General features: G+C 55.4%; 25 protein-coding genes. 12 read left to right on the forward strand and 13 right to left on the reverse strand.

The features are described 5' to 3' along the window. Positions 1-43: 43 nt before the first annotated feature. From M0Q23_04685 to M0Q23_04735, 11 genes are all read left to right on the forward strand, one after another. Positions 44-931, forward strand: coding sequence for an NAD(P)/FAD-dependent oxidoreductase (locus tag M0Q23_04685; GenBank protein ID MCK9527937.1), 888 nt, complete (start codon positions 44-46; stop codon positions 929-931). Further along, positions 928-1,554 carry a hypothetical protein gene (locus tag M0Q23_04690; protein ID MCK9527938.1) on the forward strand — a complete coding sequence of 209 codons (627 nt, stop codon included), beginning with the start codon at positions 928-930 and terminating at the stop codon, positions 1,552-1,554. Before M0Q23_04685 ends, M0Q23_04690 begins: the two co-directional genes overlap by 4 nt. Then, on the forward strand, positions 1,551-2,714 hold the full coding sequence (locus M0Q23_04695; GenBank protein ID MCK9527939.1) for an FAD-binding oxidoreductase: 1,164 nt from the start codon (positions 1,551-1,553) through the stop codon (positions 2,712-2,714). Before M0Q23_04690 ends, M0Q23_04695 begins: the two co-directional genes overlap by 4 nt. An 83-nt stretch (positions 2,715-2,797) precedes the next feature. Further along, positions 2,798-3,781 (forward strand): nitronate monooxygenase family protein, encoded by a 984-nt coding sequence (locus tag M0Q23_04700; protein MCK9527940.1) that lies wholly within the window; start codon positions 2,798-2,800, stop codon positions 3,779-3,781. 84 nt (positions 3,782-3,865) lie between these two features. Then, on the forward strand, positions 3,866-4,192 hold the full coding sequence (locus M0Q23_04705; GenBank protein ID MCK9527941.1) for a hypothetical protein: 327 nt from the start codon (positions 3,866-3,868) through the stop codon (positions 4,190-4,192). 404 nt (positions 4,193-4,596) lie between these two features. Next, positions 4,597-5,541 carry an ADP-ribosylglycohydrolase family protein gene (locus tag M0Q23_04710; GenBank protein MCK9527942.1) on the forward strand — a complete coding sequence of 315 codons (945 nt, stop codon included), beginning with the start codon at positions 4,597-4,599 and terminating at the stop codon, positions 5,539-5,541. A 628-nt stretch (positions 5,542-6,169) separates the two neighbouring features. Continuing rightward, positions 6,170-7,264, forward strand: coding sequence for a YedE family putative selenium transporter (gene yedE / locus M0Q23_04715; protein ID MCK9527943.1), 1,095 nt, complete (start codon positions 6,170-6,172; stop codon positions 7,262-7,264). A gap of 15 nt (positions 7,265-7,279) precedes the next feature. After that, positions 7,280-7,498, forward strand: coding sequence for a sulfurtransferase TusA family protein (locus M0Q23_04720; GenBank protein MCK9527944.1), 219 nt, complete (start codon positions 7,280-7,282; stop codon positions 7,496-7,498). A 2-nt stretch (positions 7,499-7,500) separates the two neighbouring features. After that, a complete protein-coding gene (locus M0Q23_04725) occupies positions 7,501-8,064 on the forward strand; it encodes a DUF3343 domain-containing protein (protein MCK9527945.1) in 564 nt (187 codons plus the stop codon). Continuing rightward, on the forward strand, positions 8,052-8,906 hold the full coding sequence (locus M0Q23_04730) for a sugar kinase (protein ID MCK9527946.1): 855 nt from the start codon (positions 8,052-8,054) through the stop codon (positions 8,904-8,906). The genes M0Q23_04725 and M0Q23_04730 overlap by 13 nt, the downstream gene beginning before the upstream one ends. Further along, complete coding sequence (locus M0Q23_04735) at positions 8,903-9,172, forward strand: DUF1858 domain-containing protein (GenBank protein MCK9527947.1); 270 nt, start codon at positions 8,903-8,905, stop codon at positions 9,170-9,172. Before M0Q23_04730 ends, M0Q23_04735 begins: the two co-directional genes overlap by 4 nt. 150 nt (positions 9,173-9,322) lie before the next feature. On the opposite strand, the gene M0Q23_04740 is transcribed toward M0Q23_04735, so the two are convergent. The 6 genes from M0Q23_04740 to M0Q23_04765 form a co-directional block, all read right to left on the reverse strand. Beyond that, positions 9,323-11,737, reverse strand: a complete 2,415-nt coding sequence (locus M0Q23_04740) for a DEAD/DEAH box helicase family protein (GenBank protein MCK9527948.1) — start codon at positions 11,735-11,737, stop codon at positions 9,323-9,325. Positions 11,738-12,035: 298 nt separating this feature from the next. After that, entirely contained in the window at positions 12,036-12,266 is a 231-nt protein-coding gene (locus tag M0Q23_04745) for a Fic family protein (protein ID MCK9527949.1), read from the reverse strand. After that, a complete protein-coding gene (locus M0Q23_04750; protein MCK9527950.1) occupies positions 12,263-13,297 on the reverse strand; it encodes a PDDEXK nuclease domain-containing protein in 1,035 nt (344 codons plus the stop codon). The genes M0Q23_04745 and M0Q23_04750 overlap by 4 nt, the downstream gene beginning before the upstream one ends. Then, positions 13,294-14,940, reverse strand: a complete 1,647-nt coding sequence (locus M0Q23_04755; GenBank protein MCK9527951.1) for a type I restriction-modification system subunit M — start codon at positions 14,938-14,940, stop codon at positions 13,294-13,296. Before M0Q23_04755 ends, M0Q23_04750 begins: the two co-directional genes overlap by 4 nt. Further along, entirely contained in the window at positions 14,937-15,137 is a 201-nt protein-coding gene (locus tag M0Q23_04760) for a helix-turn-helix domain-containing protein (protein ID MCK9527952.1), read from the reverse strand. Before M0Q23_04760 ends, M0Q23_04755 begins: the two co-directional genes overlap by 4 nt. A gap of 21 nt (positions 15,138-15,158) precedes the next feature. Next, positions 15,159-15,419: a hypothetical protein gene (locus tag M0Q23_04765; GenBank protein MCK9527953.1), complete on the reverse strand. Its 261-nt coding sequence runs from the start codon at positions 15,417-15,419 to the stop codon at positions 15,159-15,161. Between the two features lie 765 nt (positions 15,420-16,184). Between M0Q23_04765 and M0Q23_04770 the strand changes: the two genes are divergently transcribed. Then, a complete protein-coding gene (locus M0Q23_04770) occupies positions 16,185-16,886 on the forward strand; it encodes a PH domain-containing protein (GenBank protein ID MCK9527954.1) in 702 nt (233 codons plus the stop codon). A gap of 601 nt (positions 16,887-17,487) precedes the next feature. Here M0Q23_04770 and M0Q23_04775 read toward each other — a convergent pair. The 7 genes from M0Q23_04775 to M0Q23_04805 all read right to left on the reverse strand — a co-directional run. Next, the gene (locus M0Q23_04775) at positions 17,488-20,166 is read right to left on the reverse strand and encodes an AAA family ATPase (protein MCK9527955.1); all 2,679 of its coding nucleotides are present in this window, start codon (positions 20,164-20,166) and stop codon (positions 17,488-17,490) included. A 56-nt stretch (positions 20,167-20,222) separates the two neighbouring features. After that, complete coding sequence (locus M0Q23_04780) at positions 20,223-21,821, reverse strand: hypothetical protein (protein MCK9527956.1); 1,599 nt, start codon at positions 21,819-21,821, stop codon at positions 20,223-20,225. Between the two features lie 758 nt (positions 21,822-22,579). Beyond that, positions 22,580-22,801 carry an AlpA family phage regulatory protein gene (locus tag M0Q23_04785; protein ID MCK9527957.1) on the reverse strand — a complete coding sequence of 74 codons (222 nt, stop codon included), beginning with the start codon at positions 22,799-22,801 and terminating at the stop codon, positions 22,580-22,582. A gap of 125 nt (positions 22,802-22,926) precedes the next feature. After that, positions 22,927-23,187, reverse strand: a complete 261-nt coding sequence (locus tag M0Q23_04790; GenBank protein MCK9527958.1) for a hypothetical protein — start codon at positions 23,185-23,187, stop codon at positions 22,927-22,929. Further along, positions 23,184-24,146, reverse strand: a complete 963-nt coding sequence (locus M0Q23_04795) for a ParM/StbA family protein (GenBank protein MCK9527959.1) — start codon at positions 24,144-24,146, stop codon at positions 23,184-23,186. The genes M0Q23_04790 and M0Q23_04795 overlap by 4 nt, the downstream gene beginning before the upstream one ends. A 58-nt stretch (positions 24,147-24,204) precedes the next feature. Then, positions 24,205-24,669, reverse strand: coding sequence for a hypothetical protein (locus M0Q23_04800; protein MCK9527960.1), 465 nt, complete (start codon positions 24,667-24,669; stop codon positions 24,205-24,207). Between the two features lie 279 nt (positions 24,670-24,948). Next, positions 24,949-25,827, reverse strand: an 879-nt coding sequence (locus M0Q23_04805; protein ID MCK9527961.1) for a thioredoxin domain-containing protein, incomplete at its 5' end; no start/stop codon positions are given.

Here is a 25,827-nt window from a genome sequence, read left to right on the forward strand (position 1 = left end):
ACCGCAACAGTTACAAAGGGGGTCCCGACGGGAGGAAGGGGGTATGACTGATTTCGACGTTATCGTTATAGGCGCGGGAAACGGCGGGCTGACCGCCGCCGCCACACTGGCCCGAAGAGGGATCAATGTCCTGGTCCTTGAACGCCACAATATACCCGGCGGATGCGGAACCAGTTTCTGCAGAGGGCGTTTCGAATTTGAGGTGGCACTCCACCAGTTAAGCGGGATGGGAAGTCCCGAGTACCCCGGTCCTCTTCGGGGACTGTTGACCCGGCTGGGGGTTATGGACAAGCTTGACTTCGTTCCCATGACCGATCTGTTTCGCGTTACCGTGGCCGATGCGATCGACATAACCCTGCGTCCCGACTGGGAAGAGACAGTCGCTGTTCTTTCGAATCGTTTCCCCCGGGAGAAAGAGGCCGTACAACGGTTTTTCGACTTCCTGAAGGCCTATTTCATCGAGGTGATCAGCGCCGTTTACATGAGGGATCCCGAAAGAAGCCGCGAAAAATATCCGCTGTTCTTCACCCATGCCCTGAGGAGCACCCGGGAAGTACTCGATGAATACTTTGAAGATCCCCTCCTCAAATTCGTGATCACCCCCTACTGGGCGTACATGGGGCTTCCTCCCCGGCACCTTTCATTCAACGATTTCGCGGCTCTGCTGTTCAGCTACATAGAGTTTAAACCCTACTACCTGAAGGGCGGCTCACAGGCCATGTCCAACGCCATCGCCGACGCGATCATCACTGCCGGGAGTTCTGTCCGCTATAATTGCGGTGCGAAGAAAATCGTCGTGAAAAACGGTGCCGTACGGGGGTCATCACCGACGAGGGCGATGAAATACGTGCCGACTACGTCATATCGAATGCCTCCAAGATCGCCACATACATGGAACTCCTCGACCCGGAGGAGGTTCCTGAAAGCGTGATTCCCGAGCTGCGGCAGGCTTCCGTCAGCCAGTCGGCCTTCTGCGTTTACATGGGTTTGGACTGCACACCCGGGGAAGCCGGCATCCCCGAGGCAACCCATTTTCTCTCCCAGTCAACGGATGTCGATGTCGGATATGAGAAAATGAAGGTTGTGGACATCGATGACAGGGACTTCCTGATGATGACCTGCTACGACCTCATCGTGCCGGACTTCTCCCCTCCCGGCACATGCCAGGTAACCCTGGTGACGCTCAAGTATGGCGAATCCTGGCTCAAGGTGCCTCCCGCCCGTTACGCCGAGATGAAATTTAAAATGGGTGACGCCATGATTTCACTGGCGGAGAAGGTCTATCCGGGCCTGCGAACCCACGTTGAGGAAATGGAGATAGCTACACCCATTACCCATCTGCGGTATCTGGGGCATCCCCGCGGCGCTATTTACGGCTTCAACCATTTCAGAAAGGACTCTACCATGTTTGTCCCGCCCCGAAGCCACCTGAAGGGGCTGCACGGTGCCGGTGCGTGGATGGGGTATCCGGGCTTCCAGCCGACGTTGGAATCAGGTGCCGCGGCGGCCAGGGCCGTTATAAAAGAAATGAAAGGGGGGAGGAACGCGCCATGAATGATGAACTGGCACCACAGATGGACTGCTACGAAGAGGTTCTGAAAGAAATCGAACTGTCCAGGCGCTTCGGAAGTGACTACAGCCTTGAACGGGGTGAGGTAGCCAGGTATATCAACGCTCTCCATCCACCGCGCATGACCCTCAGAGTGAGGGAGATCATTCAGGAAACTTCCTCCACCGCGACCTTCAGGCTCATCCCGGCCGACGGTCAACTCCCGCCCTTTCTTGCCGGTCAGTATGTCACGCTCTTTCTTACTATCGGGAAGATCAGAACAGCCCGGCCCTACAGCATCTCCTCGCCCCCAAACCAGACGGCCTGGTACGACGTTACGATCCGTCGGGTTGAAGAGGGGCTTGTGTCAAACCACTTGCTTGACACCATCCAAATCGGCGACCTGATAGAAACTTCCGGTCCGGTGGGCACCTTCTACTACAATCCCATTATACACCGGCCTGTGGTGGCCTTCATTGCCGGGGGAAGCGGCATCACACCGTTCATGAGCATGATCCGTGAGATTTACGACCGGGGACTTGACCGCAGGGTGTTCCTCTTTTACGGAAACCGCGATTCAACGGATATCATTTTCGGGGAAGAGATCGAGCGAATTGCCGCGGTATCGGCCAACATTCATTACGTTCCGGTCATTGAAAATCCTGATGAACAATACGACGGGAGACGCGGCTTCATTACCGGGAGCGTTGTGAAAGAAGAGATGAAAACCCTGCATGACGCGACCTTTTTCATATGCGGACCCCAGGGGATGTATGATTTCTGCCTCCCCGAACTCGAGGCGATGGGAATCCCCCGGCGATCCGTCCGCCGTGAAATGTCCGGCCCGCCGCTCCAGGTCTGGGAGCAGCCGGGGTGGCCGGAAGAAGTGAAGAAAGATGCCGTCTTTTCGCTGTCCGTGGGGGGAGTGAAAACCGCCACGATACGGGCGCCGGCGACTGAATCGATTCTTACGACGCTGGAAAAAAACGGAATTCCGGTACCGAGCCTCTGCCGGTCCGGCGAGTGCAGCCTGTGCCGACTGAAACTTCTTTCAGGAACGGTCTTCCAGCCCCGGGGAACACCGATCAGAAAATCAGACCGGCAATTCGGCTACATCCATTCCTGCGCGGCCTATCCCCTGGAGGATTGCGCCGTGTTGATCTGAGGGAAGGACGTCAAAGGAGTGGTGTGATCCATGGTCGATGAAGGAACCGATGGACGATAACTACGACAATGCAAGGAGTTGGCATGAAAACAGCGATAACGGAAATGTTTGGAATCAAGTACCCCGTAATCTGCGGGGCAATGCAATGGGTCGCCAAGCCGGTGCTCTGTGCCGCCATTTCCAACGCCGGGGGCATGGGAAACCTCACAGCCGGGAATTATGAGAGCGAGGCGGAGTTTCGCGCCGCCATAGAAGAAACGCGGAAGTTGACGGACAAACCATTCATGGTAGGGATCACGATTCTTCCCTCGGTGCGGATCACCGCCGAACACCACATGATCTACCTGAAGGTCTGTGCCGAGGAGCAGGTTGCCGGCATAGAGGTTTCAGGCATGCCCCTGGACAAGGCGGTGGGACTCGATCAGATAGACAGGCTGAAAAAGGCGGGTGTGAAGATCTTTCACAAGGTGGGTTCCGTACGTCACGCGAGACACGTGGAAAAAGTCGGCTATGACGGCGTTTACGCCGCCGGCATTGAGGAAGGAGGGCATCCCCTCGACGATGACGTCACCACCATGGTCCTCACGCCGCGCATCGTGGAATCTGTCAAGATTCCCGTGGTGACCGTGGGAGGCATCGCGAACGGACGGTCCCTCGCGGCCGCTCTGATGTTGGGGGCCGGGGGAGTGATGATGGCAACCCGCTTCATTGCCACCCGGGAGTGCCACGTGCACGACAACATCAAGCAGGAGATCGTCAAGCGCCAGGAAAACGAGACCACCCTTATCTGCAAGAGCCTTAACCTGCAAGGCAGGGCCCTCAAGAACCAGGTGGTCAGGGAAATCAGTGAGATCGAAAAGCGGGGAGGAACCTTTGAGGACCTCTATCCGCTGATTTCCGGCGACCGTATGAGCCAGGCCTGGGAAGAGGGGGACGTAGACAAGTCACCCCTGATGGTCGGACAATCCATCGGTCTCGTTCATGATGTCCTTCCCTGCGAGGAGCTTCTTGAAACAATGGTGGCGGAGGCCCGTCAAAGAGTACAGGATGTGGGCAGGCTGTTCTGAACGCCGGTCGCTGTTTCAGTCTTCCCGTGGTCGAAATGACACAATCGACAGTTTTTCAAGGGTCTTCACAGGAGGGTGCCGGGCATGGAGTCCTACGTTCATAAGGACATCGGATGCGAGATACGGTCGATTTCAGGGTACGTTGTCTGCCTTGAAGAGAAGCGGTTACGTTTCGGCGACCGGGACGTCCTCTATGCCGTCGGCGTCGGTGTCGTCGACAATTCCTGCTGTGGTGTCGGGGGATGCATGTTCGTGGAGGTTCCCGGGTATGTGGTGTCATGGCAGGAGGGGTTCGACGACGAAGGAAGGGCGATCACCATGGTTGAGCTCGTTGATGGAGGTGACAGGGAAGAAATCAGGGCGCTCCTGCTGCGCCTCTATCCCCATTCACAGATAAACTTCAGGGAATGACTCCCCGGCAGAACAGGACGCGACGACATGCTCCAGGTATCCCGGCCTCCCGGGGTTCTCGTTTCGATACCGTTCGGACTGGCAATTCTGCTGCGTTCCATTGCCAACCGGGTATGCGGGGCGTTAGCCGGCACTGAGAAAACACAAGGATGAAACAATCGTGGCAAGCTCTGAATTTGCGGCTGACTTTACTTGGGATCGCGTCTTTCGCATTTGGTGGGGAAGTGTCTCTCTTACATCGGCACAGAGGGGTGATCAGCAACGAAAGAGCCGAACGTGTGTGTGACAGACGTATCGACGGGTTATTCCACGCTTGTGGTGGCATATCCGGGCCGTTCTTGTGACGACCTGAAAAGCAGGCATCTGTGGGAGGTTTGATGATTCGAGCGTCGCATCGGGAAGGAATGGTGGAACGAGCACGGGGCTGTCTCCTCGGACAGCTCGCCGGTGATGCGTTGGGAAGCCTGGTTGAGTTCCAAACACCCGAACAGATTCGACAGGAATATCCCGACGGTGTCCGGGAACTTTCCGGTGGAGGAACCTGGAACACAATTGCCGGTCAACCGACCGATGATTCAGAGATGGCGCTGTTGCTGGCCCGCATGCTGGTGGATCGGGGGCGGTATGATCCCGGGGAAGCCAGGAAGGCTTACCTGTTCTGGCTGGATTCCGATCCCTGCGATTGCGGCAAGACCATTTTCAAAGGTCTGCGGGGGGCTGTCGATCGTGACAGTCAGGCCAATGGGGCGATGATGCGGATCAGCCCGCTGGGTATTTTCGGAGCCAATCATGCCTTGGAACATGTCGCCGAGTGGGCGCGACAAGATGGGGCGATCACCCATCCCCATCCGGTTTGTCAGCAAGCCAACGCATTGTTCACAATGGCGATTGCACAGGCCGTCCGTCTGGGATGCAACGGCCGAAATCTATACGAGCGGATCGTAACCTGGGCTGAAGATATGGGGGTGGATGCGAGCCTCCTGGAGGCGGTCCGAGGCGCCGCCGAAGCCCCACCCGCCGACTATGTCCACCGGCAGGGATGGGTCCTGACGGCATTCCGCAACGCCCTGTGGCAGCTCCTGCATGCACCGAACCTGGAAGAGGCCGTCGTCGGCACCGTCATGCACGGCGGAGACACCGACACCAACGCGGCGATCTGCGGGGCGCTTGTGGGTGCTGTATATGGCCTGGATGCCATACCCAGCCGATGGGTCGACCGGATTCTCAACTGCCGTCCCAAAGCCGGGCGTCCCGGCGTCCACCGTCCGAGGCCCGAGTGCCTCTGGCCGGTGGACGCCCTTGAGCTGGCTGCGCAGCTGGTAGCTGGGAAGACCGTCGGCAGGTCTTGAAAAGTTCCATCACCTTTGTCTGCCGGTGTGCGACGGTGGGAGGACCGGGTCAGTCGCTTGAAGGTCACCCCTGTGATGGTACCCTATAACCCGGATGGTTTACGTGCTTCTGAGATGGGACGCAATATTTGCCAACATCTTTGTTGACACATGATCATTTTACTTATATGGTGCAAAAAATTTAGAGAGAATTCGGTAACCTCCAAGACGACACATTTGGGGTAGGATCAGTGATTCACAGATTGCTTATTTTCACACCCTTAATATGAGGCGATGCCAGAGAACCCGGGCGGTTCTCCGGAAGACGTCGTCCCGCCGTTTCTCCCCTGCTTGTCCTTTAGCCCCCTGAAGGTCGTGCCGTTGAGATAACGGCACGGCACGGTCAGGTGGCAGCTTTGTTCCCATCACACGACAGCATCAACCATAACCCCGGAAAGCGTCTCCGCCGTTTCCTTTGCGGCGCCCTGTCCTTTGTACCTGCGGCGGGTTCCGATTTGCCGCGACCGGCTCCGGGGATTGTGACGCGAACATGCTCTGCCGCTTTCAACACTCAATCCGCAAGACAGCTTTTGTCCGACGACAGTCCGGCGGGTCCGGGGGGCATCACATCACAGGAGGAGGTATTTCCATGAAGGGTGTTAAGAACATCTTCGCCGGAGCGTTGGGCATCATCGGTGCGGGCACCGTCATCGGCATCTTGGCGCCGTTGCTTCAGAAATGGGGGAATCCCGGTAACATGGGGGTCTGTGTGGCCTGCTTCGAACGGGATATCGCCGGGGCGTTGGGACTGCACCGGGCCGATGTGGTGCAATACATCCGGCCCGAAATCATCGGCTTCGTCCTCGGGTCGCTGATAGCGGCCTATCTGTTCAAGGAATTCAAGCCTCGGGTCGGCTCCGCGCCGATCGTGCGTTTCTTCCTCGGGATCTTCGCCATGATCGGAGCCCTGGTCTTTCTTGGCTGCCCCTGGCGGGCGGCCCTGCGACTGGCCGGCGGCGACGGGAACGCCATCCTGGGGCTCGGAGGCCTCATCTTCGGCATCTGGATCGGTACACTCTTTCTGAAAGGGGGGTACAACCTGGGAAGGACCCAGAAGACCCATGCCGCGGCGGGATGGATGCTGCCCCTGTTCATGCTGGGGCTGCTCGCACTCCTGCTGCTCTTTCCCCAGATCAGCGGAGAGCCCAAAAGCGGGATCCTTTTTTACAGCCTCAAGGGACCGGGCTCGATGCACGCACCACTGGCGATCTCGCTCGTTGTGGGGCTTCTCATCGGCTTTCTCGCCCAGCGAAGCCGCTTCTGCACCATGGGCGCCATTCGGGATTTCGTCCTCTTCCGGCAGATGCACCTCCTGTCCGGGTTCATCGCCCTGATCGTTACCGCCTTCGCGGTCAATTTCATCCTCGGGCAGTTCAGGCCCGGTTTCGAGGGTCAGCCCATTGCCCACACGATGCACCTCTGGAACTTTCTGGGCATGGCCCTCTCGGGCCTGGCCTTCTGCCTGGCCGGCGGCTGTCCGGGCCGTCAGCTCTTTCTGGCCGGCGAGGGGGACGGAGACGCTGCCGTGTTTGTTCTGGGCATGATCGTCGGGGCCGGGATCGCCCATAACTTCGGCCTGGCCAGTTCGGCGACCGGCATTGGTCCCTACGGCATCCCGGCGGTGATCACGGGCTTCGCGGTCTGTCTGTTCATCGGCTTTACCATGAAAACCAAAATCGCCTAAGAAGGAGGAAACACAATGAGTAAAACCATCGATGCCCGCGGCCTTTCCTGTCCTCAGCCGGTGCTGATGACTCTTGATGCCATCAAGTCGGGCGAAGCAAGTGAGATGATCGTTCTGGTGGACAACGAGGCCTCCAGGGAAAACGTGTCCCGGGCCGCGGCGAGCAAGGGCTGGGTCGTGGCCGGGATCAATGAGGAAGAGGGCGTCTTCCGTATCGTGATCAACAAGGAATAGCCATGCTGAATCTGTTCGGTTTGCGAAAAGCCAAGGACGTCGAGGGGAAATCTCCCGGGCATGCCTCTCAGGCAGACCGGGGGATTCTGGTGTTTGAAAACACCAGCGAGGTGATTCAGGCGGAAAACCTGTTGAAGCAAGACGGTCGGGAGATCCGGGTCATGGGGCCGCCGCCGGAGATCCGCCAGGGGTGCGATCTGGTCATCGAATTCCCCCTGATCGAGGAATTGCGGATACTCAGAATCCTCACCGAGGCGGGACTGCCGCCCCTGAGCCTTGTCCCGGTGACCGGTCCGTTACTCCAGCCCGTGAATCTCTTCCAAACCAAGGATTTCGGCAGACACCTCATGGTCCGGGCGGCCAACATGAAGCTGACCGTGGACAAGGAAAGCCTGACGATCGTCAACATCTCCGGCGGCGGTTGTCCCGACGTGCCCTTTCTGGCCGCCTCGATGGTGGGAAAACACCTCGCTTCCGCTCCCAGCCCCCGGAAAATCGGACACACCCTCTGCGGTTACGCACTGCAACTCGCTTACGAGGAGGTCAGACGCCGATGCTCTGTGTAGTGGGAACCGTGCCGGCCAACGACTTTCCGTTGACCGAAGGAAAAGTCTGCCTCCAGGATGAACAGGTGCGGATCGGAGGGGAGAGCGTAGCCGTCCATCGGGGCACGCCGGCCCTGCTCGCGGCGGCAGTGAAGACGGCCGAGGCTCTCGGCCGGCCTATGCCCTACGCCTATCTGGCGGGCGATACGGGAACGGGCAAGGGCAGCCGCAGCCTCTACGCCCATCTCATCGAGACCTTGTCCCGTACCCATTTTCAAACCATCGTCTTCCATTATCTCCAGCCCATCGTCCATTGGCACAGGTGCCTGCAAGCGTTGCTCGGGACCTTGGACCCGAAACCTCGGTTGATCGCCGATGCCGGCTTCATGTATGCGGCCAAGATGAGCGGAGCGGCCCCGTTCTACGACCTCTTCACCCCCGATGTGGGGGAGTTGGCCTTTCTGGCCGACGAGGAGGCGCCCCATCCCTTCTACACCCGAGGCTTCATTCTCCACGAAAACTGCCGCGTCCCGGACCTCATCGCCCGGGCCTACCTGCACCGCAACGCGGCCCGGTACCTGCTTGTCAAGGGGGAACGGGATTATCTGGCCGATGAAAGCGGAATCCTCGCCACCGTTGACCACCCCTCGGAAGAGGCGATGGAGGCCATAGGGGGAACCGGCGATACCGTGACCGGCATCGTCTCCGCACTCATCGAGGGAGGGATGAACCTTCGGGATGCGGCCGTGGCGGCCCTGCGAAGCAACCGGCTCGCGGGACACCATGCCCGGCCCACACCGGCCACCCAGGTCGGGGAGATGATCGGGCACATCCCCCGGGCGATCCGGGAGGCGCTGAGATGAACGACGAAAAGAACCCGGAGACCCGGCCAGGGCAAAGGGCGGCAGAGAGGGCAGACATCATCACGCCTGAGATGACGATCCTGGACATCATCAGCCGGCACCGGGAAACGGAGAGAATCTTCAAGCGACTGGAGGCGGAATTGGGGGTCTGCGTCTGCTGCCGGGGGCTGTTTCTCACCCTCCGGGAAGCGGCAGAACAGTATGGTTTTCCTGTGGATTCCGTTATGACGGAGATCAACGATCTCGTCCACAACCGGACAGGATGAAAGCATGAAAGAAAAATGTTCTCCGGCGCGAAGGAACAGTCGGATGAAGGATGCGTCGACCCGGCGTACCGATGAAATCATCACCGTGGGCTTCGGCACCATCCAGGTCGTGCCGGTCTGGCGGTTTCTGCTGGAGATGGAGCTGCGAGCTTACAATAGCGGCCGTCTGTTTTTTAGGTTCGCGCCTGTTCCTAAAATAACGGTTTCCATCGGTTTGATCTCGTATCCCATGGCCCTATAGCCGCGCCGGCGTTTGTCCCACATGCGGTTGAGCTGTGGCTGATCTGTCTCGGCGTAATCGTAGATGCGCACATCCTGCTTGTCGGCGTGTTCCCGGTGCAGACGTCCTGCGTATTGCTGCAAGGTTCCCTTCCAGGAGATCGGCATAGCCAGCACCAGCGTATCGAGCGGCGGATGGTCGAATCCTTCGCCAATCAGGCGGCCTGTGGCAAGTAGTACCCTCGGTGCCGACTCGTCCAATTCCTCCAGCTCGGCAAACACAGCTGTTCGCTGTTTTTTCGACAAGCGGCCATGCAGGACAAAGCAGTGTTCGACCCCATCCCCCAACGCCTCCCGCAACAGCGGCAGATGTCCTGTACGCTCGGTAAGCACCAGCACCTTTCGCCCTTCGCGGCAGGCGGCCAGTACATCCCCGACGATGCGGCGGTTGCGGGTCGCATCGTTGGTAAGGATGCGGAACACATCCTGGATCGGTGAATCCGGCGGGATCTCCGGCGCGGGTAGCACCTTCGGCCATACCTCCAGTTGCGCCGGGGCGGTTTCCGGTCTGGCGGCACTGTGGCGAATCGGCCCGCACTGCATGAAGATGATCGGCTGATGCCCGTCGCGGCGTATCGGGGTGGCGGTCAGGCCCACCACGAATTTCGACTTGGCCTGTTTGAGGATTGCCTCGAAGGAAAAGGCCGACAGGTGATGGCATTCGTCGATGATGATCTGTCCATACTGGTCGAGCAGTTCGCCAAGATCCTCCCGACGGGCAAGAGACTGCATGACCGCGATGTCGATCTTGCCGGACGGTTTCTTCTTGCCGCCGCCGATGACACCCAAGCTTCCTTTCGGGAACTCAAGAAATCCAGTCAACCGCTCCTGCCACTGGCGCAGCAGTGCGGTGCGATGGACCAGCACCAGCGTGCTGACCTTGCGCCGGGCGATCAGGACTGAGGCGGTAACGGTCTTTCCGAAGGCTGTCGGAGCGCAGAGTACGCCGACCTCGTGTTTGAGCATCTCCCGCACCGCTGCTTTCTGGTCCCTGCGTAAGGTGCCGGTGAACTTGGCCGTCACCTTCCGTCCCAAAAGGCGCTCATCCTGTAGCACCGGACGGATGTCATTCTCCTGTAACAGGTCGAGCGCCGCATCGAGGCAGCCTCGCGGTAGGCCGATATGCCGGGGAAAATTCTCGGCACAGCCGATGATGCGCGGCTTGTTCCACACCGGCAGACGCATGGCTTGGGTCTTGTAGAACTCCGGATTTTGGAAGGCGGCGAGTCGGATCAGGCGGTTGGCCAGTGGCTGTGGCAGATCGGCCTTGGCGATGAAAATCTGGTTAGCCAGCACCAGGCTCAGTGATTCCGGTAGTGGACCGGCAATCCGGGCGGGCACAGGCGATTGACGTTGCCAGGGTTTGCTTTCCTCTTCCTCAGCGGCAAAGGCCACATCCAGGGGATGACGGCCGCCACTGGCCCGCAAAATGGCGTCTTCCAAGTCCCGCCGGGATATGGGACGAATGGATGCAAGAAAAGCCCACTGGTCTGAATAGGGTTGCAGGTGTTCATCGACGAACACGCTGCGCCCTGATTCTCTCGGCTGTTTCTGCAGGGGCAGCGCGATCAGGTTGCCGAAGCCGCCTTTGGGCATGGTGTCCTGATTGGGAAACAAGCGGTCGTAGCCGGCCAGTGACAATTGCCGGGTGCGGTTGCAGGTGTGGCTGATCAAAGCGGCCCCGAGTTGCCGGGCCTCGCGGGCCGGAACCGGCTCGGCACAAAAGATCCAGGCGTGAGCACCGTTGCCGGAGCGGGAAATCTCCAGCGCCGCCGGAATGCCGAGCTCCCGGCAGGATTGCATGAAAGCCTGGGCATCCTCCCGCCAGTCGGCCTCATCGAAGTCAGCCGCCAGAAAGTAGCAACTGTCATCACGCAGGAGCGGATAGACGCCGATGGTCTGCTTCCCGGCCAAATGGTCATAGATCACCTGATCGGTCACCGGCAACAATTGCCGCTGGTTGCAGTCGCCACATTTCACCCTGGGTTTATGGCAGACGCCGGGCTTCCACTTATTGCTACAGGCCGGTGAATAGCCCGATGTGCCCTTGGCCGACTCCCAGCGCTGGGGATAGACATCCTCGCGTCCACGGAACAGGCGGCGGAACAGGGCAATTTTGTCATCGGTGGTGAAATGGGTTGGGGATGATGCGGATTCGGTTGGGACGGGGACTGGTTCAGGGATGGCCGGTTCTTCCCAGGCGATACCGTGCCGGGTCAGTAGTTCCTTGAGGCGGGCGTTCTCCTCGCGCAGCCGCAGCTCATCTTGTTCACCGTCCGGTACCATCTCTTGTCACTATCTCCATCGATCTGATATGCCACGGCCCGATTGTCACAAGCCATGCCGCGAGTTTGTCGCAAGCATCCCTCTGCTGCTCGTCGGCATGTACCGGTCAACCGATAGCGCTGAGTAGGGCTGCGCGGGGAATCCGGTTGTGTGCGTTCGATCCATTCATCTTCCAGGGCCGGATTGAGGTAGTTGTTCCGGAACGTAGGGCGGTGGGACAAATCCAAGGCCTACATCAAATCGTTACTGCCCGGTTCGCCGCTCCCAATCGCACGGGTCAATGCCGCTACTTGGTCGCCTACATGGTCGGTCGACACAGCTTCGCGCACGGTATCGTGTAACGCACCAACATGAACTCGACAAAAGGAGCGGCTTCCAATGCCGGAGAATCAAGGTTTGCCGCAACCGACCCCATGCGGTCGTTGCCGTCGGCAAAGGGATGGATGAATTCGAACTCGTAGTGAAAAATGCAACTGGCCACCAAGGGATGCTCGTTGGTGTTTTTTAGTACATTGATTCTCTTCATCATTCTTCAATCCCCTCTAGCAAGGCTGCGATCTCTTCCGGCCGGGGGAGTTGGCCCTTTAGCTCCCTGGGCAGTGTGCGGGTGATTTTGTAAGTTGCCACGCCGATGGGCTTGCGGCTGTTATGCAGGGCGTATTCTACAATGGTGCGGCTCTTTTCTTTGCATAGAATGATGCCGATGGAAGAGTTTTCGTCTTCCTGACGAACCTGCCGGTCCAGCGCGGTCAGGTAAAACTGCATCTTGCCGACAAACTCCGGCAGGAATTCACCGACTTTCAATTCAATGGCGACAAGGCAGCGCAGGCGCCGATGAAACAGCAAGAGATCGATAAAAAACTCTTTGCCATCGATCTCCAGCCGGTACTGGCTTCCCATAAAGGCGAACATGCCGCCCATGGCCCGCAGAAAATCCTCAATCCGGGCAATGAGCGCCCGTTCCAGCTCCCGTTCGCTGTGTTCCTCGCCCAGTTCCAGGAAATCGAAGGTGTATTCATCCTTCACCGCCAGCTTGGCCTGGGCGCGCAGCCTGGGCGTCAGTGTCTGGTCGAAATTGGTCTGGCCGAGCAGGGATTTTCCATAGCTCTGATTGTCAATCTGGTGGACAAGGACGTTCCTGGACCAGCCGAATTTGCGGGTCATGCGGATATAGAATTCACGTTCCAGGGGGTCTTTGCAGCGTTGAAATATCACCAGATTATGAGTCCAGCCGATTTGTGCAACCAGTGGTTGCACTCGCTTGTCATCGCAGTAAAGCAGGTAAAACTCCCGCATGTAGAAAACATTGCGCCGAGAAAAACCTCTGATTCCTGGAAACTCCGTCCGCAGGTCATTGGACAACTGTTCGGCGATGGCTGTGCCATGCTCGGCGTCTGTCTGTCGTTCCACAATCATCCGCCCGATATCCCAATACAACCCGACCAGTTCGGTATTGACCGCTTTCAGCGCGGTGTACTGGGCCGAACGAACGCGCTCTTTCACCTCGGCGAGAAGGTGCGCGTAGTCCGGGCCGTGATTGTTTTTAGTCAGTTCGCTCATTCCTTTCTCCGCTTTCGTGTTCGAGACCCTTTTCCGCCGGAGGCCACGATCAATTTCCCGGCGTCAGGAACTTGGTCCTGAATCATTTTCCTGGCACCACTGAAATGATCTGTCTGTTGCTCAAGCACTTCGAAAAGCTCATCCATCGACTTCCGCAAGGCCATTGAACTTTTCTGCCAGTCTGCGATGGCCTGCTTGAGGCTGGTTTTTCCATATAGCGCTTGTTCCTCCGCCACCCGATACACTGCAGTCGTTTCCGCCCGTACATATAGCGGGATGCTGAGGTTGCTGCCTTTCTCACGGATCTCATCTTTGCTGACCACCCGGGCGAAACCATCCTCGTCACCGAAAGTCCGGTAGGCAGAGACAATGCGCTGGATGTGATCCCCGGTAAGGAAACTCTGTGCCCGCTCTCGGGTCACCTCGTTCACCGCATTGATGAAAAGTACTTTGTTCCTGCGCTCCCTGGGCTTGTTCATGCGGCAGATGACGACACAAGCTTCCATCGGCGAGTTGTAAAAGAGGTTGGGGCCAAGACCCAGCACACACTCCACCACATCATGGGCGACCAGCTTCTCGCGCATGGCCGACTCTTCGTTTCGGAAAAGGACACCGTTGGGAAACAAGATGGCGCAGCGGCCGCTTCCGGCCTTCATGCTTCTGATGATATGCTGCCAGAAGGCATAATCGGCGCGGCCCTGGGGTGGGGTGCCATAGATGTTCCGTCCCCACGGATCAGCAGACCAGGCATCGCGGTCCCACTGCTTGATGGAGTACGGCGGATTGGCCAGGACTACATCGAACTGCATGAGCCGATCACCTTCGACAAAAACGGGATTGGCCAGGGTATCGCCCCGGACAATGCGGAAGTCCTCGATGCCGTGCAGGAACAGGTTCATACGTCCGATGGCCGAGGTAAGCAGATTACGCTCCTGGCCGAACAGCCGCAGGTTCCGCCACTCCTTATTCTGCCGCTTCAGGTGAGCGACGGCGGAAAGCAGCATGCCCGCAGAACCGCAGGTGGGATCATAGATCGACTCACCCGGTTTGGGTTCGAGCATCTCGGTCATCAGATGAACCACGGTGCGGTTGGTATAGAACTCTGCAGCAGTATGGCCGGAATCGTCGGCAAACTTTTTGATCAGAAATTCATAGCCTATGCCCAGCTCATCTTCCGGGCAGTTGGAGAGTGAAAGCGTCTGCGAGCTGAAATGTTCGATCAGCTCGCGCAGCATGTGATCCGGCAGGCGGTCCTTGTTGGTCCACTGAGCATCACCGAAGACTCCATACAGAGTGTCGGGATTGGCTTTTTCGATGGATCGCAGGGCATCCTGGATGGCTTTGCCCACGTTCCTGACCCTGGTGCGGGTCTTTTTCCAATGCGCCCCGGCCGGAATCTGGAAGCGGTGCTGTTCGGGCAGCGCGGCATATTCCTGATCGCCGCCGGATTCTTCCAGCGCATCGGCCAGTTCCTCGTCATAGACGTCGCACAGGCGCTTGTAGAACAGCAGGGGGAAGATGTAGGTCTTGAAATCGGCTGCGTCCACAGGTCCACGCAGGATATTGGCCGCCTCCCAGAGATGCCCGGGAAGGATCCCGATGTCCGGACCAACTGAATTGCTATTTCCGTTTTTTCTGCTCACCCAGCCTGATCCTGCCTGCTTTTGTCCGCCGCACCGCCGGTCTCCACCCAAGCATCGACCTGTTCCTTCTTGAACTTCCAGAGACGGCCCATGCGATGGGCGGGCATCGCATGCCTGTCGATCCAGCGGTACACGGTGTCGTTGCTGATACCCAAGTATTTACTTATCTCGTCTACTGATAACCAACGATCTTCCATCTCGTCTATCTCTCCAGTTTTTCATGGGCGTTTGGTTTGCTTGCCACGCCAGAGGCGGTAACGGGGATGCTGGACACAACTTTCCCAACTTAAAATATCTTCTAATATATTCAGGCAGGGGCCGATTGTCAAACGCTTTCGTCCGGATAAAGCCGCAAAGATCGGCTCACGGACGTAACCACTGGCGACTCTTTCCGCGTAAAGCGGGCATGGCATCCAATAGGCCCAGGCTGGAACCGAAGTGCGCCTGCACAGCACCGACACCATCACCCGCTGATACATGCCGTGCCCGCTGGACCGAAATCCTTCCAGCCGGTCGATGGGCGGAGGTTATACTGAAAATGTTTGACTGTGCGAGGGAGTCGGTAGAGTGATGACGTTCAGGGGAACAATGATACGGGGTGAAACATGCAGGAGGGTGGTGTTTTTCGGGACGGGAGGGGTATTTGTTGCGTCTTGAAGTGAGATTTTCTTCGTCATCTGTTACATGCCACTTCAAAGACAAAGCCGCACCATGAGCATTCGGGCAAAGCGATTGAATGCGGTTAGAACTGTTTGAGCGATATCCCTCCAGGATTCTTAAAAACACCTTGCAATCCCCTTCCATTTTTGCCATAGATTTTCCTAAATCTGCAAAGCATTCACATTCTTGCCAAAACCGATAACGACAACGGCGCTGGCGATACAACCACAGACAAATCAAGCCGCGCCAATCGCATAAGATACCGCCGCCGACCCATCAGGGCAGGAGTTTTGGGGGCATGAAGATGTAAAGACCACCATGGTCTATACTCATGCTCTGAACCGGGGTTCATCCGCAGTATGTAGCCCGATGGATGCCCTGTAACCAGGGGTCTTATGAGGATCTGGATAAACCCCTGAATAAATTATGAAGAATGCCATGGATACTCGGAATAATTGACAGTATCACGGTTCATTGCATATATTCAACGGCGGCATATACGGACAGGAAAAAACAATCGCAGGTCTTATGAGGGTTCGCCCATGCAATGTTCGACACCGGAATGAAGAAGAAAGGATCGGGTCATGGCTGGCTTCAGATTTAACTGCCCGCACTGCAAACAGTCCCTGGAAGCACCGGAGGAAATACTCGGCCAGCAGATCAACTGTCCTTCGTGCAATAGGGCAATCACACTCCCAGATCCACAACCCACAGCACCTACTGCTTCTCCACCTCCGCCTCAGAATCAGACAAAGGCATGCTCGTTCTGTGGCGAGGCTATTCTCCTCGCGGCGGTCAAGTGCAAGCATTGTGGCGAGTTTCTCGACGGCAGGAACAGACAAGCGGCGGCGGCACCCCCGCCCCCGCAACCCAAGAAATCGAAACTTCAGGTCGAGAACGACCTGTGGAAAGGCAACCCTTCCTATCTCTACTATCTCGGTCACTTCATTTTTGGCGTCATTCTTCTCCCGCTGTTCGGGCTTGGACTGTTGTTCATCGTGTACGCCCTGCTGGACAGAAATTTCAAAGTCTACACGCTGACGAACAAACGGGTGATGTCCAAGGCCGGCATCATCTCGCGCAAGATTCACGAGATCGGAGTTCGTGACATCAGGAACATCAATGTCAAGCAAAGCATTCTCGAACGTCTTTTCGGACTTGGTACCATCGAGATTGCCTCTGCAGGAACAGGGGGGATCGAAGTCAGTTTTGCGGGAATCAATAACCCCATGCGTGCACGCGACCTGATCCGGAGGGAAAAGGACGAAGCAGACAACAGAGATTGAAAGAGTCGAACAAGGCACCGGTAGAGAAAACTGACTGCCACTTTTTCTAGCTATCTGTACGGAGAGATCCTAACTTTTACAATTTATTTGACCCGCACAACGACGGGTCGATATTTGTGGAAGAGTATACAGCTCGAGCCGCTCAAAGTACCCCAAGCGGCTCCCCGATAATGCAGTTCGTTGATAATATTGTGTATTTCTGGTGGAGGCGGGAGTCGAATAATAAGCCAAAATTACTGTTTATGCTTCAAAATTCGCTATTCGATTTTTATGAATACCCCCAAAAATGCCCCCAAATTTTGGATCTTTTTCACGCTCATTATATTTTATATCTTTCCTCCAGACGTAGTCAACAAGTTTAGGTAATTGCGTTAAGAATAAAATCCTAGGTTCGATACTTGACGTCAAAACAAAGATGGAATTCGCTTTTCGGAACAACTTATTGATGACGAGATGAAATGTGGAATTATTATTTAACTTTACTTTTTCGATGATCGGCTGCCTGCTGGCCGTTAATCTCTGTGCTGATGGGGACGCGACAGGGGCGATTTATGATCGCTAGGGCATTTGGTTTTTTATTTCACGGTATGGTGGTGTATGCTTATGCTAACGCTGGCTTTAAAAGATCCTTGCGCCGTTTCTCCGTTTCCTTACGGCGGTCAATGAGCTTTTTCGAAAAATCTCGCAACGCCTTGATGTCCGCGAGTAATTCATCAGGCGCAGGCCGATTATCGTCCAGCATCTTTGATTTATCGTGACCCGTCATCCATGTGCTCGCTTTTGACATGTTGAGATCAATGCTGTGGATGTCAGTGTCCTCGATAGAGACATGGATGAGCTTAAGCGTCTGCACACTATTCCGGTATCTGCACACCACATTGTAAAATAAATCGTCCTCGACACAGGATTCCCAGGCTTCGCGTAACAGACCATAGATACGGGCCGCATTTTCGTTGTATTCAGAGACTTTGTCTTCATACAATAATTTGATCTTGTTAACCAATTGCTCTAGGTAGTGAGCACGTTGATTGACTTTCATGGCATGCCATGGCACTCCATCCACCGTTATTCCAGAAGATTTGGCACCCCGATGCAGCGTATGCACCGCGACTGCAACTGGGGTACCCGCCTTGGCCAGATCCATACACGCATCCTCTAACTCCATCAGGAAGGCAATATTGTGCGTGAAGATGATGACCTGTCGTTTCAGCCCTTCTCTGGCGAGCCGTGCAGCGATTTTTCTAGTGAACACATGATCTAGCGAGGAAACCGGATCATCCAGCACGATGGCATTTGCATGTGGCGCAAGCTTAAGCTCCGACAAGAAGCCTGCTATTGCGATGGCCCGCGCTTCACCTTCACTAAGGATTTGAGACATGCGCGTCCGCCCAAGCGCGTTTCCGCCTTCCAGCAGCATCTCGTGTGATGTCTCGCCGGTAGCTCCGCAAGGCTTTACCGATACGGGCATCCGGATCGCTCCCAGTGCTTCTAATTCCGTCTTGAAAGCTCTTACCAGCTCTGGCGTTAGGTTCTTGCAGATTATCGCTTTACCTTGATTGGTGATCTCACGAGTACGAAGGGTTGCAGCCGCTCGGCGCAGGACTGCGTTGCGGAGGGCTTTCGAAACGTACGCGATTATGTCGGATTTCCGTGCACTCAGAGCCTTGCGCGATTTGAGTTCAGCTATTTTGGTAAGGAGTTTCTTGTATTCTTCAGGTTTTGCTGCATTTATAATTTCGACTACTTTTTGAGAGAGATTTTGCGCAACTGCTTGCAGTGACGCCGCAACTGACTCAGGCCAATCTTGAAGTTTCAGTACTTTATCTGGGTCTGTACCTTCTTTAAGCAGCTCTACTGCTGCGGCTTTGCGAGCAAGAACTGCTGCGTGATAGGTTCGTAGGGCATCTGCTGCCTTGACATCCAGACTGGCCAGTTCATCGACGATGGAATCGAGCGCCTGGCCCGTCAGGGGAGCTACTTCTTCAACCTTGTCAAGGAGCGACTTCAGCGCAGCCCGCTTGGCCGCGAGCACTGTGCTTGTGGCATCCTCCATGAACTTCTTAAAACGGACAAAACGAGCAACTGCATCGTCGCCGAGCGGTTGTTGACAAAGCACACAGACAGCGTCCGTTGTTTTTGGAAAGTCTTCGCCTGGATAGGCTATCTCCTCAGAGTATTGCTTTGCTGCCTTATAAAGAATTTCCCATTGATTTGTAGACGCGACTCCTGGCAGTGGTTCAGGCGTCTTCCGTTCGGCAACAGCAGTCTCATGTGCGAGTTGCGCGGCGCTTAACTCTTGCAAAATCCTCCTGAACTCTTGATTCGTAAGATCCATACACGCGGATACGATTCCTGACACGGTGCTGGAAGCATCCAGGACACGCTTCTTTATCCTTTCAAGTTTAGCGATTTCTTGAGTTGCTTTTGTTACGTCCGATGCACGAGCCAGCTCTTCACTCTTAGCCAATGCTTCTTCATCCACAGGTGTCCATGTGATCGCGGCTTGGATGATCTCATCCTTGGTTGTTTCCGACAAGGATTCGAGAAAGGTAGCTGATAGAGTGCCCGCTACCACGCCTGAGTCCTGGACCGGTAAAAGCGGCGTAACCTCTGCCTCTAAATCAGCCTTTACCCTCAGTACGACATCTGCCAATTTTTGAAAAACTTCAGCCCCATACGGAAGATAACTGATCTCGTTACGGTCATCCGTGATGACCCTCGCGCAGCGGCTATCAAAGACGGTTATATTGGTCAGGATCGGATCTGCGGGGCTACCCTGTGTCCAACTGATATCCTTTGTCTCGGCATCCTGTTTAATTTTCAGAATCGCGCTCGGTGTTCCGGCTGGTGCTGTCGAAAAAACATTCGGGAGAATACGCTCGTCTTTGTCGCGTGCCCGGCAAGCCAGTTTCAGGATCCGGGAGTAGCCTGACTTGCCTGAGCCGTTACGACCATACACAACTGTCACGCCATTTTCGGAGAAAGGCTGTGTTTGGCCAGGGTGGATGATGTTGACATCGCGGATATCGGAAATTGATAGCAGCTTGACAGCGACGCTCGTTGCCGGAGCACCTGAGAACATGCCCGCAGCGGGTGGAATCGGCGTTATATTCTCCGGGGGTGGTGTAAGCTTCAAGTCTGTTTTGGCTAACGTCAATATCTCCGAATAATCCTGAGCACTGATTGGTGCGTCGCACGCTACCAGGAAGCGTCGAACGGCGTCGCCCTGCCATGCTGGCAAGGTGTTAGCCCATGTGATCACGTCGTCAATGGTTGCCATTGCTTCCTCCCGCCCGACGAAACATGAGTAGGGATCTGGTGAATGAATGTAACCAGTTAATCATCAACTAATGGCCTTATATCTCCTTCTAACGGATGTTCAATGCCACTCCCAAACGTCCAGGTAACTTCTGGTTTTTCCTTAAATAAGGGAATTGCAGGCCAATTCTTGCTTACCCATACTTCCGGATGGGGTCCTATCTGGTAACGTGTCTCCCTAAGAAGGCATGTCCAACTCTCTTGACTGGTTGCCCGAAAACCGCATATGACGCTAGGCTCTTCGCAAACATATACATCTCCTGTGCCCTCTACCCAAGTCTCGACGGCTCGTTTCTTTAAATTGGCTACAATGGGAATTCGAAATGCAGTACGCCGCCATAATTCATTTTTTGGAGGTGTCCCGGCAGCTGGTCCGAGAACAAAGCCAGGCATGATTTGTTGAATTTCAATTCCGTCAATCAGTGACTCAAGAAGGGTGATTGTCTTTCCAAATTCTTCATTTTGGAGATCGGCCAAGAAGACCTCAGAAAGATTGAGGTCAAGAAATTTATATGCCTTTTCAATGGCTGATACAAACGGACCAATACGATGTAAGTCCAGCCAATGTTCGATGGGGATGCCCTCTCGACCAACCTCATTGATAACCGCACCAGGATTAAGCAATTCTAAGAAATCCAAAGTCTTAGATGAGTTGCTTAGCGAAACCGCATTTGAAGCGGTAATCCGAAGATCCATGAAATGTTTATAGACTCCTCCATCGAGTCTTGCGTCGGAAATGACTAAAATGAGACCCGACTCGCTAACGTATGCCCGTTCGTCCTCTATGCGCCGCAAGGCAAAGGTGGCAGTTTTCTGTTTACCCTGGTGCCTTACATATAGCTCTACCTCCTCTTCAAAAGCACCCCGAAAGAGGATTGGGCCGTCTACCAAAGACTTAACAGGTGCAAAGATTTCTTTTATCGGAATTTGTGAAATGACCGATTTAGAAAATTTGCCTTCTTCAAAAACCATTGTAGCGGCTGCTTCGCGTCTATCTGCCGGAAGCTTGAAAATCTGGGTTATCCAGGGAACGTCTACAATAGCTAATCCAGTACTTGGCGTTTGATATATCTTGAGATCTGCTCCAGGAATGTCTGACGTTATTTTGAGATTGACCTTGATCAATTTCAAGCGGCTTTGAGTAGCTGGCGAGCATGCTCTTGCAAGGGATGCCTTGAATGCCTCTGGGCCAAATTCAAATCTATCTAACCGTAGGCTCATTGTCTCATTTTTCGAGCAAATAAATGAATAAAACTCTTCGAGAAGGGGTTCGTCTAGAAATAAGTGGTGGACATGTTGGTTATCAGTATCAATTCCAATCAGACAATATGGGACACTGAGGCGGAGAGCACTTTCGATATCGGTCTTATCGACCAAAACTCGGGGGCGTGACTTGCCCGTAATGCTGCGTACTTGAGTTCCAATAACCGCTCCCGTAATCTCTTCGCTGGATGATCCGACAGGTTCCATTACTTGACAGAAAAAATCGATGCCATAATCTCGCTCAGTTTTTTGAGGAATAAGATGATTATCGGTACCCCAAATACGAAATATACCTTCGCCTTTTTCCCCGATGCGCTGACTTACTGACCTTCGTTTTGCCCTCACTTTTTCCATGAGACCTCGATGGTATTTAGCCTAAATTGACAGGCAGACAATTCGGTATAAAAAAACCCCGCTCTTTTTATCAAGAAGCAGGGTTCTGTCAGCCAGCCATATTTCCCTCCAGCATGATCATACAAGATGGAACTTGTTCATCGGCCTATCATATTAGGGACTTATTATCACGCTATCCTTTTAAAATCGACAATATTATGCAATTTTTCTGCTCACAAAATTAAAGAAATGGTCCAGAAAATGCGCCCGGCGCCCTGCCTGTGATGCTGCCCGAACTTGCGGTATAAGCCTCCCCGCCTGCTTCTCCGCCAGAAGCTTTGTGGATCGGGTATTTTCAGTCTCTCGTTCCTTAGCCCTGCAAAGGCGCTTGGGAAATTTTTCTGGAGGCGACCATGAACGGAGAAAATCCTGCGCATCATAATGTTAGCCCCCCGCTGCCAAACTTGTCGGGGGAACTGGGGTTCATCAACCTCCTTGGCTTTGGCTTATAGCAACGGCCGACAATACGCATGGAAGAATGATGACGGTGATATATTAAAATTTTTTTGACTTCATTTGCACATTATGAAATGGAAGCTGCTATGCAAGAGCATTCCCCTAACATAATGATTTCAATAAATTCCTCGGAAACACGAGTCGTAGCCGGGTTAAGGATTTGAAGGTAATAATCAATAATCTGACCGAGACTTAATTTGACAGTGTACGTCGAGTCAAGCATGAGTCAGGACAATTTATGTGTCTGACTTCAGGCATCCCTCTTACCTTGCGTTCCTGCGGGCAGCTTCCAGTTCTTGGACCAGAGATCGTACTTCTTCATCGGTTCTGCCTGCAATACGCGCCGCGTTCAGTGCCTCCACTTCGGCTGAAGGCCATCCGACCGCCCGCGAGCCAAGTGACACCGGCCGAGTCCATGGTCCTTGTGAAATGCGTAAGTAGAGAGTTGACCGGGAAAGCCCTGATTCAAATTTCACAGCCGGCATTCTTAGAATGGTGCGCTTCATCTTAAGACCTCCTTATCCAGCGGCCCCATCGACCTCATTTATTCCTCTTTTCTGTCGCTCATGGTTTTGAGATTCATTCGACTGATCACCTTTCATAATCCAAATCAGAAATCACCCAAAACGTCTTTCAGCTTGTCCGGGGCGCCTCGACGGGGCGGCGCGTCTTCTCTTCTTCCCGGCATAGCGCCCGGCACTTCCTTCGAGAGCATCTCGTAAACTTCCCTGCCGCCGACCGTATCGAAGTAAACTTTGAGGGCTCTCTGTATCACCCGCCCGCGGTCCGGCTGGGAAATCGAGCGGATCTTCCGGATCAATTCCTCGTCAGTCAGGGTGATCCTCAGGGTGATTTCATGCTTTGTGGTCATTTCCTTGATTCCACGTCCAGCGCCTTCAGAAAACCTCTCGCATTGGCATACTCGGGGCGATCGGGTACGTGAACGAGCGGCAGGTATTCCTTCGGGATGTGCTCCTGGAGGTAATAGGCGCCTCCGCCGGCGATGATGACCTTCTCCGCGCGCTGTATCCTTGCCGTCCACTTCGAGCGCACTTCCTGGATCAGCCAGTCAATATATTTCTCCGCCGAATCCCTGACCAGTTCGGAGAGATCCCGTTCTGCGCCGTACACCCGGATCCTGCCTTGGCTAAGCACGTCCTTCGATTCCTGTTCGGAAAGATCAAGCTGCATCCGGACCTTGATTCCCCTGGCAAGGTCCAGGGAGATCTTCGACACCCCGTGCCTCTCCAGGGTGTCGGATTCGCCCTTGACGATCCGTCCACGCTCGACCACGATGACGTCCACGGTGTTGAACCCGATGTCGAGAATGATCATGTCATGGTCCGTCCGCGCGTTGACGTCTCCCGCCTGGGACAGCCGGTAGTCCGCGAGAACCCCGAGACCCTGGGGATAGAACCGCGCGTTCAATTCCAGGACCTCGCGGCCCACCTCGATCCGCTGCAGGAGGGGAACGAGTTCCTTCAGGTTCACGTCCGTGTAATGGGAAAGGGGGAGTCCCATGGCGACGTCCGTGACGAGTTCACCGGTCTTCCGGTGGATTTTCTTCACCGCCTTGAAGACGAAAAGGGGCGAGTACCTCTTCATGAACTCGAAGCTCCGCGTTGAAAAGGCACCGACCAGGGCTTCCCTGCCGACGAGGTATTTCCTGCCACGGTATTCGTATTCCTCGCCCCCGGTAAAGGCCGACAGATCCCCGACTTCCCGCTCCGCGTAAGCGATCGCCGTCGGGAACTTGAGCATCTCCAGAATTCCCTCGCGCTGGTAAACGGCCTTCACGTCCCCGTACCCGACATCCAGTCCCAGATTCATTTGCACACCTCCTTGGTGTTCTTTTTAAGTTTTGTCGACAGTCCCGTCGTTTCATCACTCAACCGAAATCGCGTTCATCCAGGTGATATCCCCGCCTGGCCAGGGCCTTTCGGAGCTTGAAGAGATTCACCCGGTATTGGAGCTCGTGTTCCCACGGATACACCGGGTCTTCCCGCTCATAGAGAAATCCCTTCCGGACGAGCGACTTGAGATGTTTCCTGATTGCATGCCTGCTCAAGGACGGAATCGATTCGCTGAGGATATCGTCCGCCGTTTTTTCCATCCAGCCGCTTTCGGGCGGATCGTCCTGGAACTCCTGTTCCCCGCGCGCACGTTCCTCGTGCATGAACTGGTCGAAATCCCAGAGGCGGCCGGTCCAGTGGATAAACTTCCGCAGGATTGCGGCCTCGGCATGGTGACCGATCGTGACCTCCAGACCTTCCCTGAGAATCCGATTCGCGCGCCTGCCGGGCAAAACGAACGATTGAAGATGTGAACGGGGCATTATCGGCGTTTGGTTCATGAATGGACCTCCTTCCTTAATTAAAGGCTGACGTGCATGGTCGAGTATTCGACCATTTTTCCCCTCCGTTGGGGTTTTTCGGTCGAATATTCTCCACGCCGGAAAACCCCGAAAATGATCCGGTACGGGCCTTCGCCTGAGTCAGCATAATAATGTTTATTATGTTCGTGCGATTGAGACACTTGCCGGGGCGAACCCGGTGTGCCATCGAATGGCAAATACTCGACCACCCGGAGAGCTTCCGGACCGTGCTCCAGACTATAGACACGTTGTTTATTTTCATGCGCCTTCCCCCAGGCGGGTCAGCGCCCTCAATATCTCCCGTGCGCCGGTGAATTTCTTCCTGCCGCCCGGCCCCTCGATTACGCAGGATGGTGTGGAATCGATACGGTCATCCCTGAGATGTTTGCCGAAGGTTTCAAAGGCCTGGGAAGAATCGACGTACCGGCACTTCAGGCCCCTTTTGCCCAGGAAGGCTTCCAGGTCCGGCAGGCTCCGGATATTTTTCTCCGCCGCCTTGAAGAGAGCGGCTCTCGCCCAGAGGATCTGGGAGACATCTCTTCTCCCAGTCACCATTCCCAGGAAACATTTCGCGTAGAGGATCGTTTCCCTGTGGACGGGCGTATCTACGAAGGTGACTGCGGCGATCCGCCGCCTGACCAGGTCGATGACGATCGGCTCCAGTTCCTGCTCCATCGAGCGGCAGGGAGGACAGAAATAATCGGTGTAGATTCTCACCCTGACGGGGCCATTCCCGAAGGAGGGTATCCGAGTCTCTTCGGCGTAGGCCGGCGTCGCTGACCCGGAAAAGAGGCAGAGGAACACGGATAACCCGATTATGGCGAAGAGAATCGCCGTCGACGGCCTGATCCTCTCAAGATGCATTGCGAAGAGAACGATGACCACGGCGGCGAAGGCGAGGCAATAGGGACAGTAAACGCCGTTCATGACCTGGAAGCCGAGTAAAAAGACTTCCACGCCCAAGCCCAGGGACAGCAGGATCGCGCAGGCGGCGTTCTTCCCGAGACCGCCGGCAGCTAGTACAGCCCCCATGTAAAGCATGCCCAGGTACTTGAGATCCAGGCCGAGCATGGATCCCTGCAGGTACGTGCAGGATTCCGAGCAGAGGCTGTAAGCCGCCATCACGGCGATCCCCGC

The sequence above is a fragment of the Syntrophales bacterium genome, from assembly GCA_023228425.1.
Classification (GTDB): domain Bacteria; phylum Desulfobacterota; class Syntrophia; order Syntrophales; family UBA2210; genus MLS-D.

Bases quoted from the DNA above. Each gene is read 5' to 3' on its own strand.
- M0Q23_04685 (MCK9527937.1), top strand. From the start codon at position 44: ATGACTGATTTCGACGTTATCGTTATAGGCGCGGGAAACGGCGGGCTG.
- M0Q23_04695 (MCK9527939.1), top strand. From the start codon at position 1,551: ATGAATGATGAACTGGCACCACAGATGGACTGCTACGAAGAGGTTCTG.
- M0Q23_04700 (MCK9527940.1), top strand. From the start codon at position 2,798: ATGAAAACAGCGATAACGGAAATGTTTGGAATCAAGTACCCCGTAATC.
- M0Q23_04705 (MCK9527941.1), top strand. From the start codon at position 3,866: ATGGAGTCCTACGTTCATAAGGACATCGGATGCGAGATACGGTCGATT.
- M0Q23_04710 (MCK9527942.1), top strand. From the start codon at position 4,597: ATGGTGGAACGAGCACGGGGCTGTCTCCTCGGACAGCTCGCCGGTGAT.
- yedE (MCK9527943.1), top strand. From the start codon at position 6,170: ATGAAGGGTGTTAAGAACATCTTCGCCGGAGCGTTGGGCATCATCGGT.
- M0Q23_04720 (MCK9527944.1), top strand. From the start codon at position 7,280: ATGAGTAAAACCATCGATGCCCGCGGCCTTTCCTGTCCTCAGCCGGTG.
- M0Q23_04725 (MCK9527945.1), top strand. From the start codon at position 7,501: ATGCTGAATCTGTTCGGTTTGCGAAAAGCCAAGGACGTCGAGGGGAAA.
- M0Q23_04730 (MCK9527946.1), top strand. From the start codon at position 8,052: ATGCTCTGTGTAGTGGGAACCGTGCCGGCCAACGACTTTCCGTTGACC.
- M0Q23_04735 (MCK9527947.1), top strand. From the start codon at position 8,903: ATGAACGACGAAAAGAACCCGGAGACCCGGCCAGGGCAAAGGGCGGCA.
- M0Q23_04740 (MCK9527948.1), bottom strand. From the start codon at position 11,737: ATGGTACCGGACGGTGAACAAGATGAGCTGCGGCTGCGCGAGGAGAAC.
- M0Q23_04745 (MCK9527949.1), bottom strand. From the start codon at position 12,266: ATGATGAAGAGAATCAATGTACTAAAAAACACCAACGAGCATCCCTTG.
- M0Q23_04750 (MCK9527950.1), bottom strand. From the start codon at position 13,297: ATGAGCGAACTGACTAAAAACAATCACGGCCCGGACTACGCGCACCTT.
- M0Q23_04760 (MCK9527952.1), bottom strand. From the start codon at position 15,137: ATGGAAGATCGTTGGTTATCAGTAGACGAGATAAGTAAATACTTGGGT.
- M0Q23_04765 (MCK9527953.1), bottom strand. From the start codon at position 15,419: ATGTATCAGCGGGTGATGGTGTCGGTGCTGTGCAGGCGCACTTCGGTT.
- M0Q23_04770 (MCK9527954.1), top strand. From the start codon at position 16,185: ATGGCTGGCTTCAGATTTAACTGCCCGCACTGCAAACAGTCCCTGGAA.
- M0Q23_04775 (MCK9527955.1), bottom strand. From the start codon at position 20,166: ATGGCAACCATTGACGACGTGATCACATGGGCTAACACCTTGCCAGCA.
- M0Q23_04780 (MCK9527956.1), bottom strand. From the start codon at position 21,821: ATGGAAAAAGTGAGGGCAAAACGAAGGTCAGTAAGTCAGCGCATCGGG.
- M0Q23_04785 (MCK9527957.1), bottom strand. From the start codon at position 22,801: ATGCCGGCTGTGAAATTTGAATCAGGGCTTTCCCGGTCAACTCTCTAC.
- M0Q23_04790 (MCK9527958.1), bottom strand. From the start codon at position 23,187: ATGACCACAAAGCATGAAATCACCCTGAGGATCACCCTGACTGACGAG.
- M0Q23_04795 (MCK9527959.1), bottom strand. From the start codon at position 24,146: ATGAATCTGGGACTGGATGTCGGGTACGGGGACGTGAAGGCCGTTTAC.
- M0Q23_04800 (MCK9527960.1), bottom strand. From the start codon at position 24,669: ATGAACCAAACGCCGATAATGCCCCGTTCACATCTTCAATCGTTCGTT.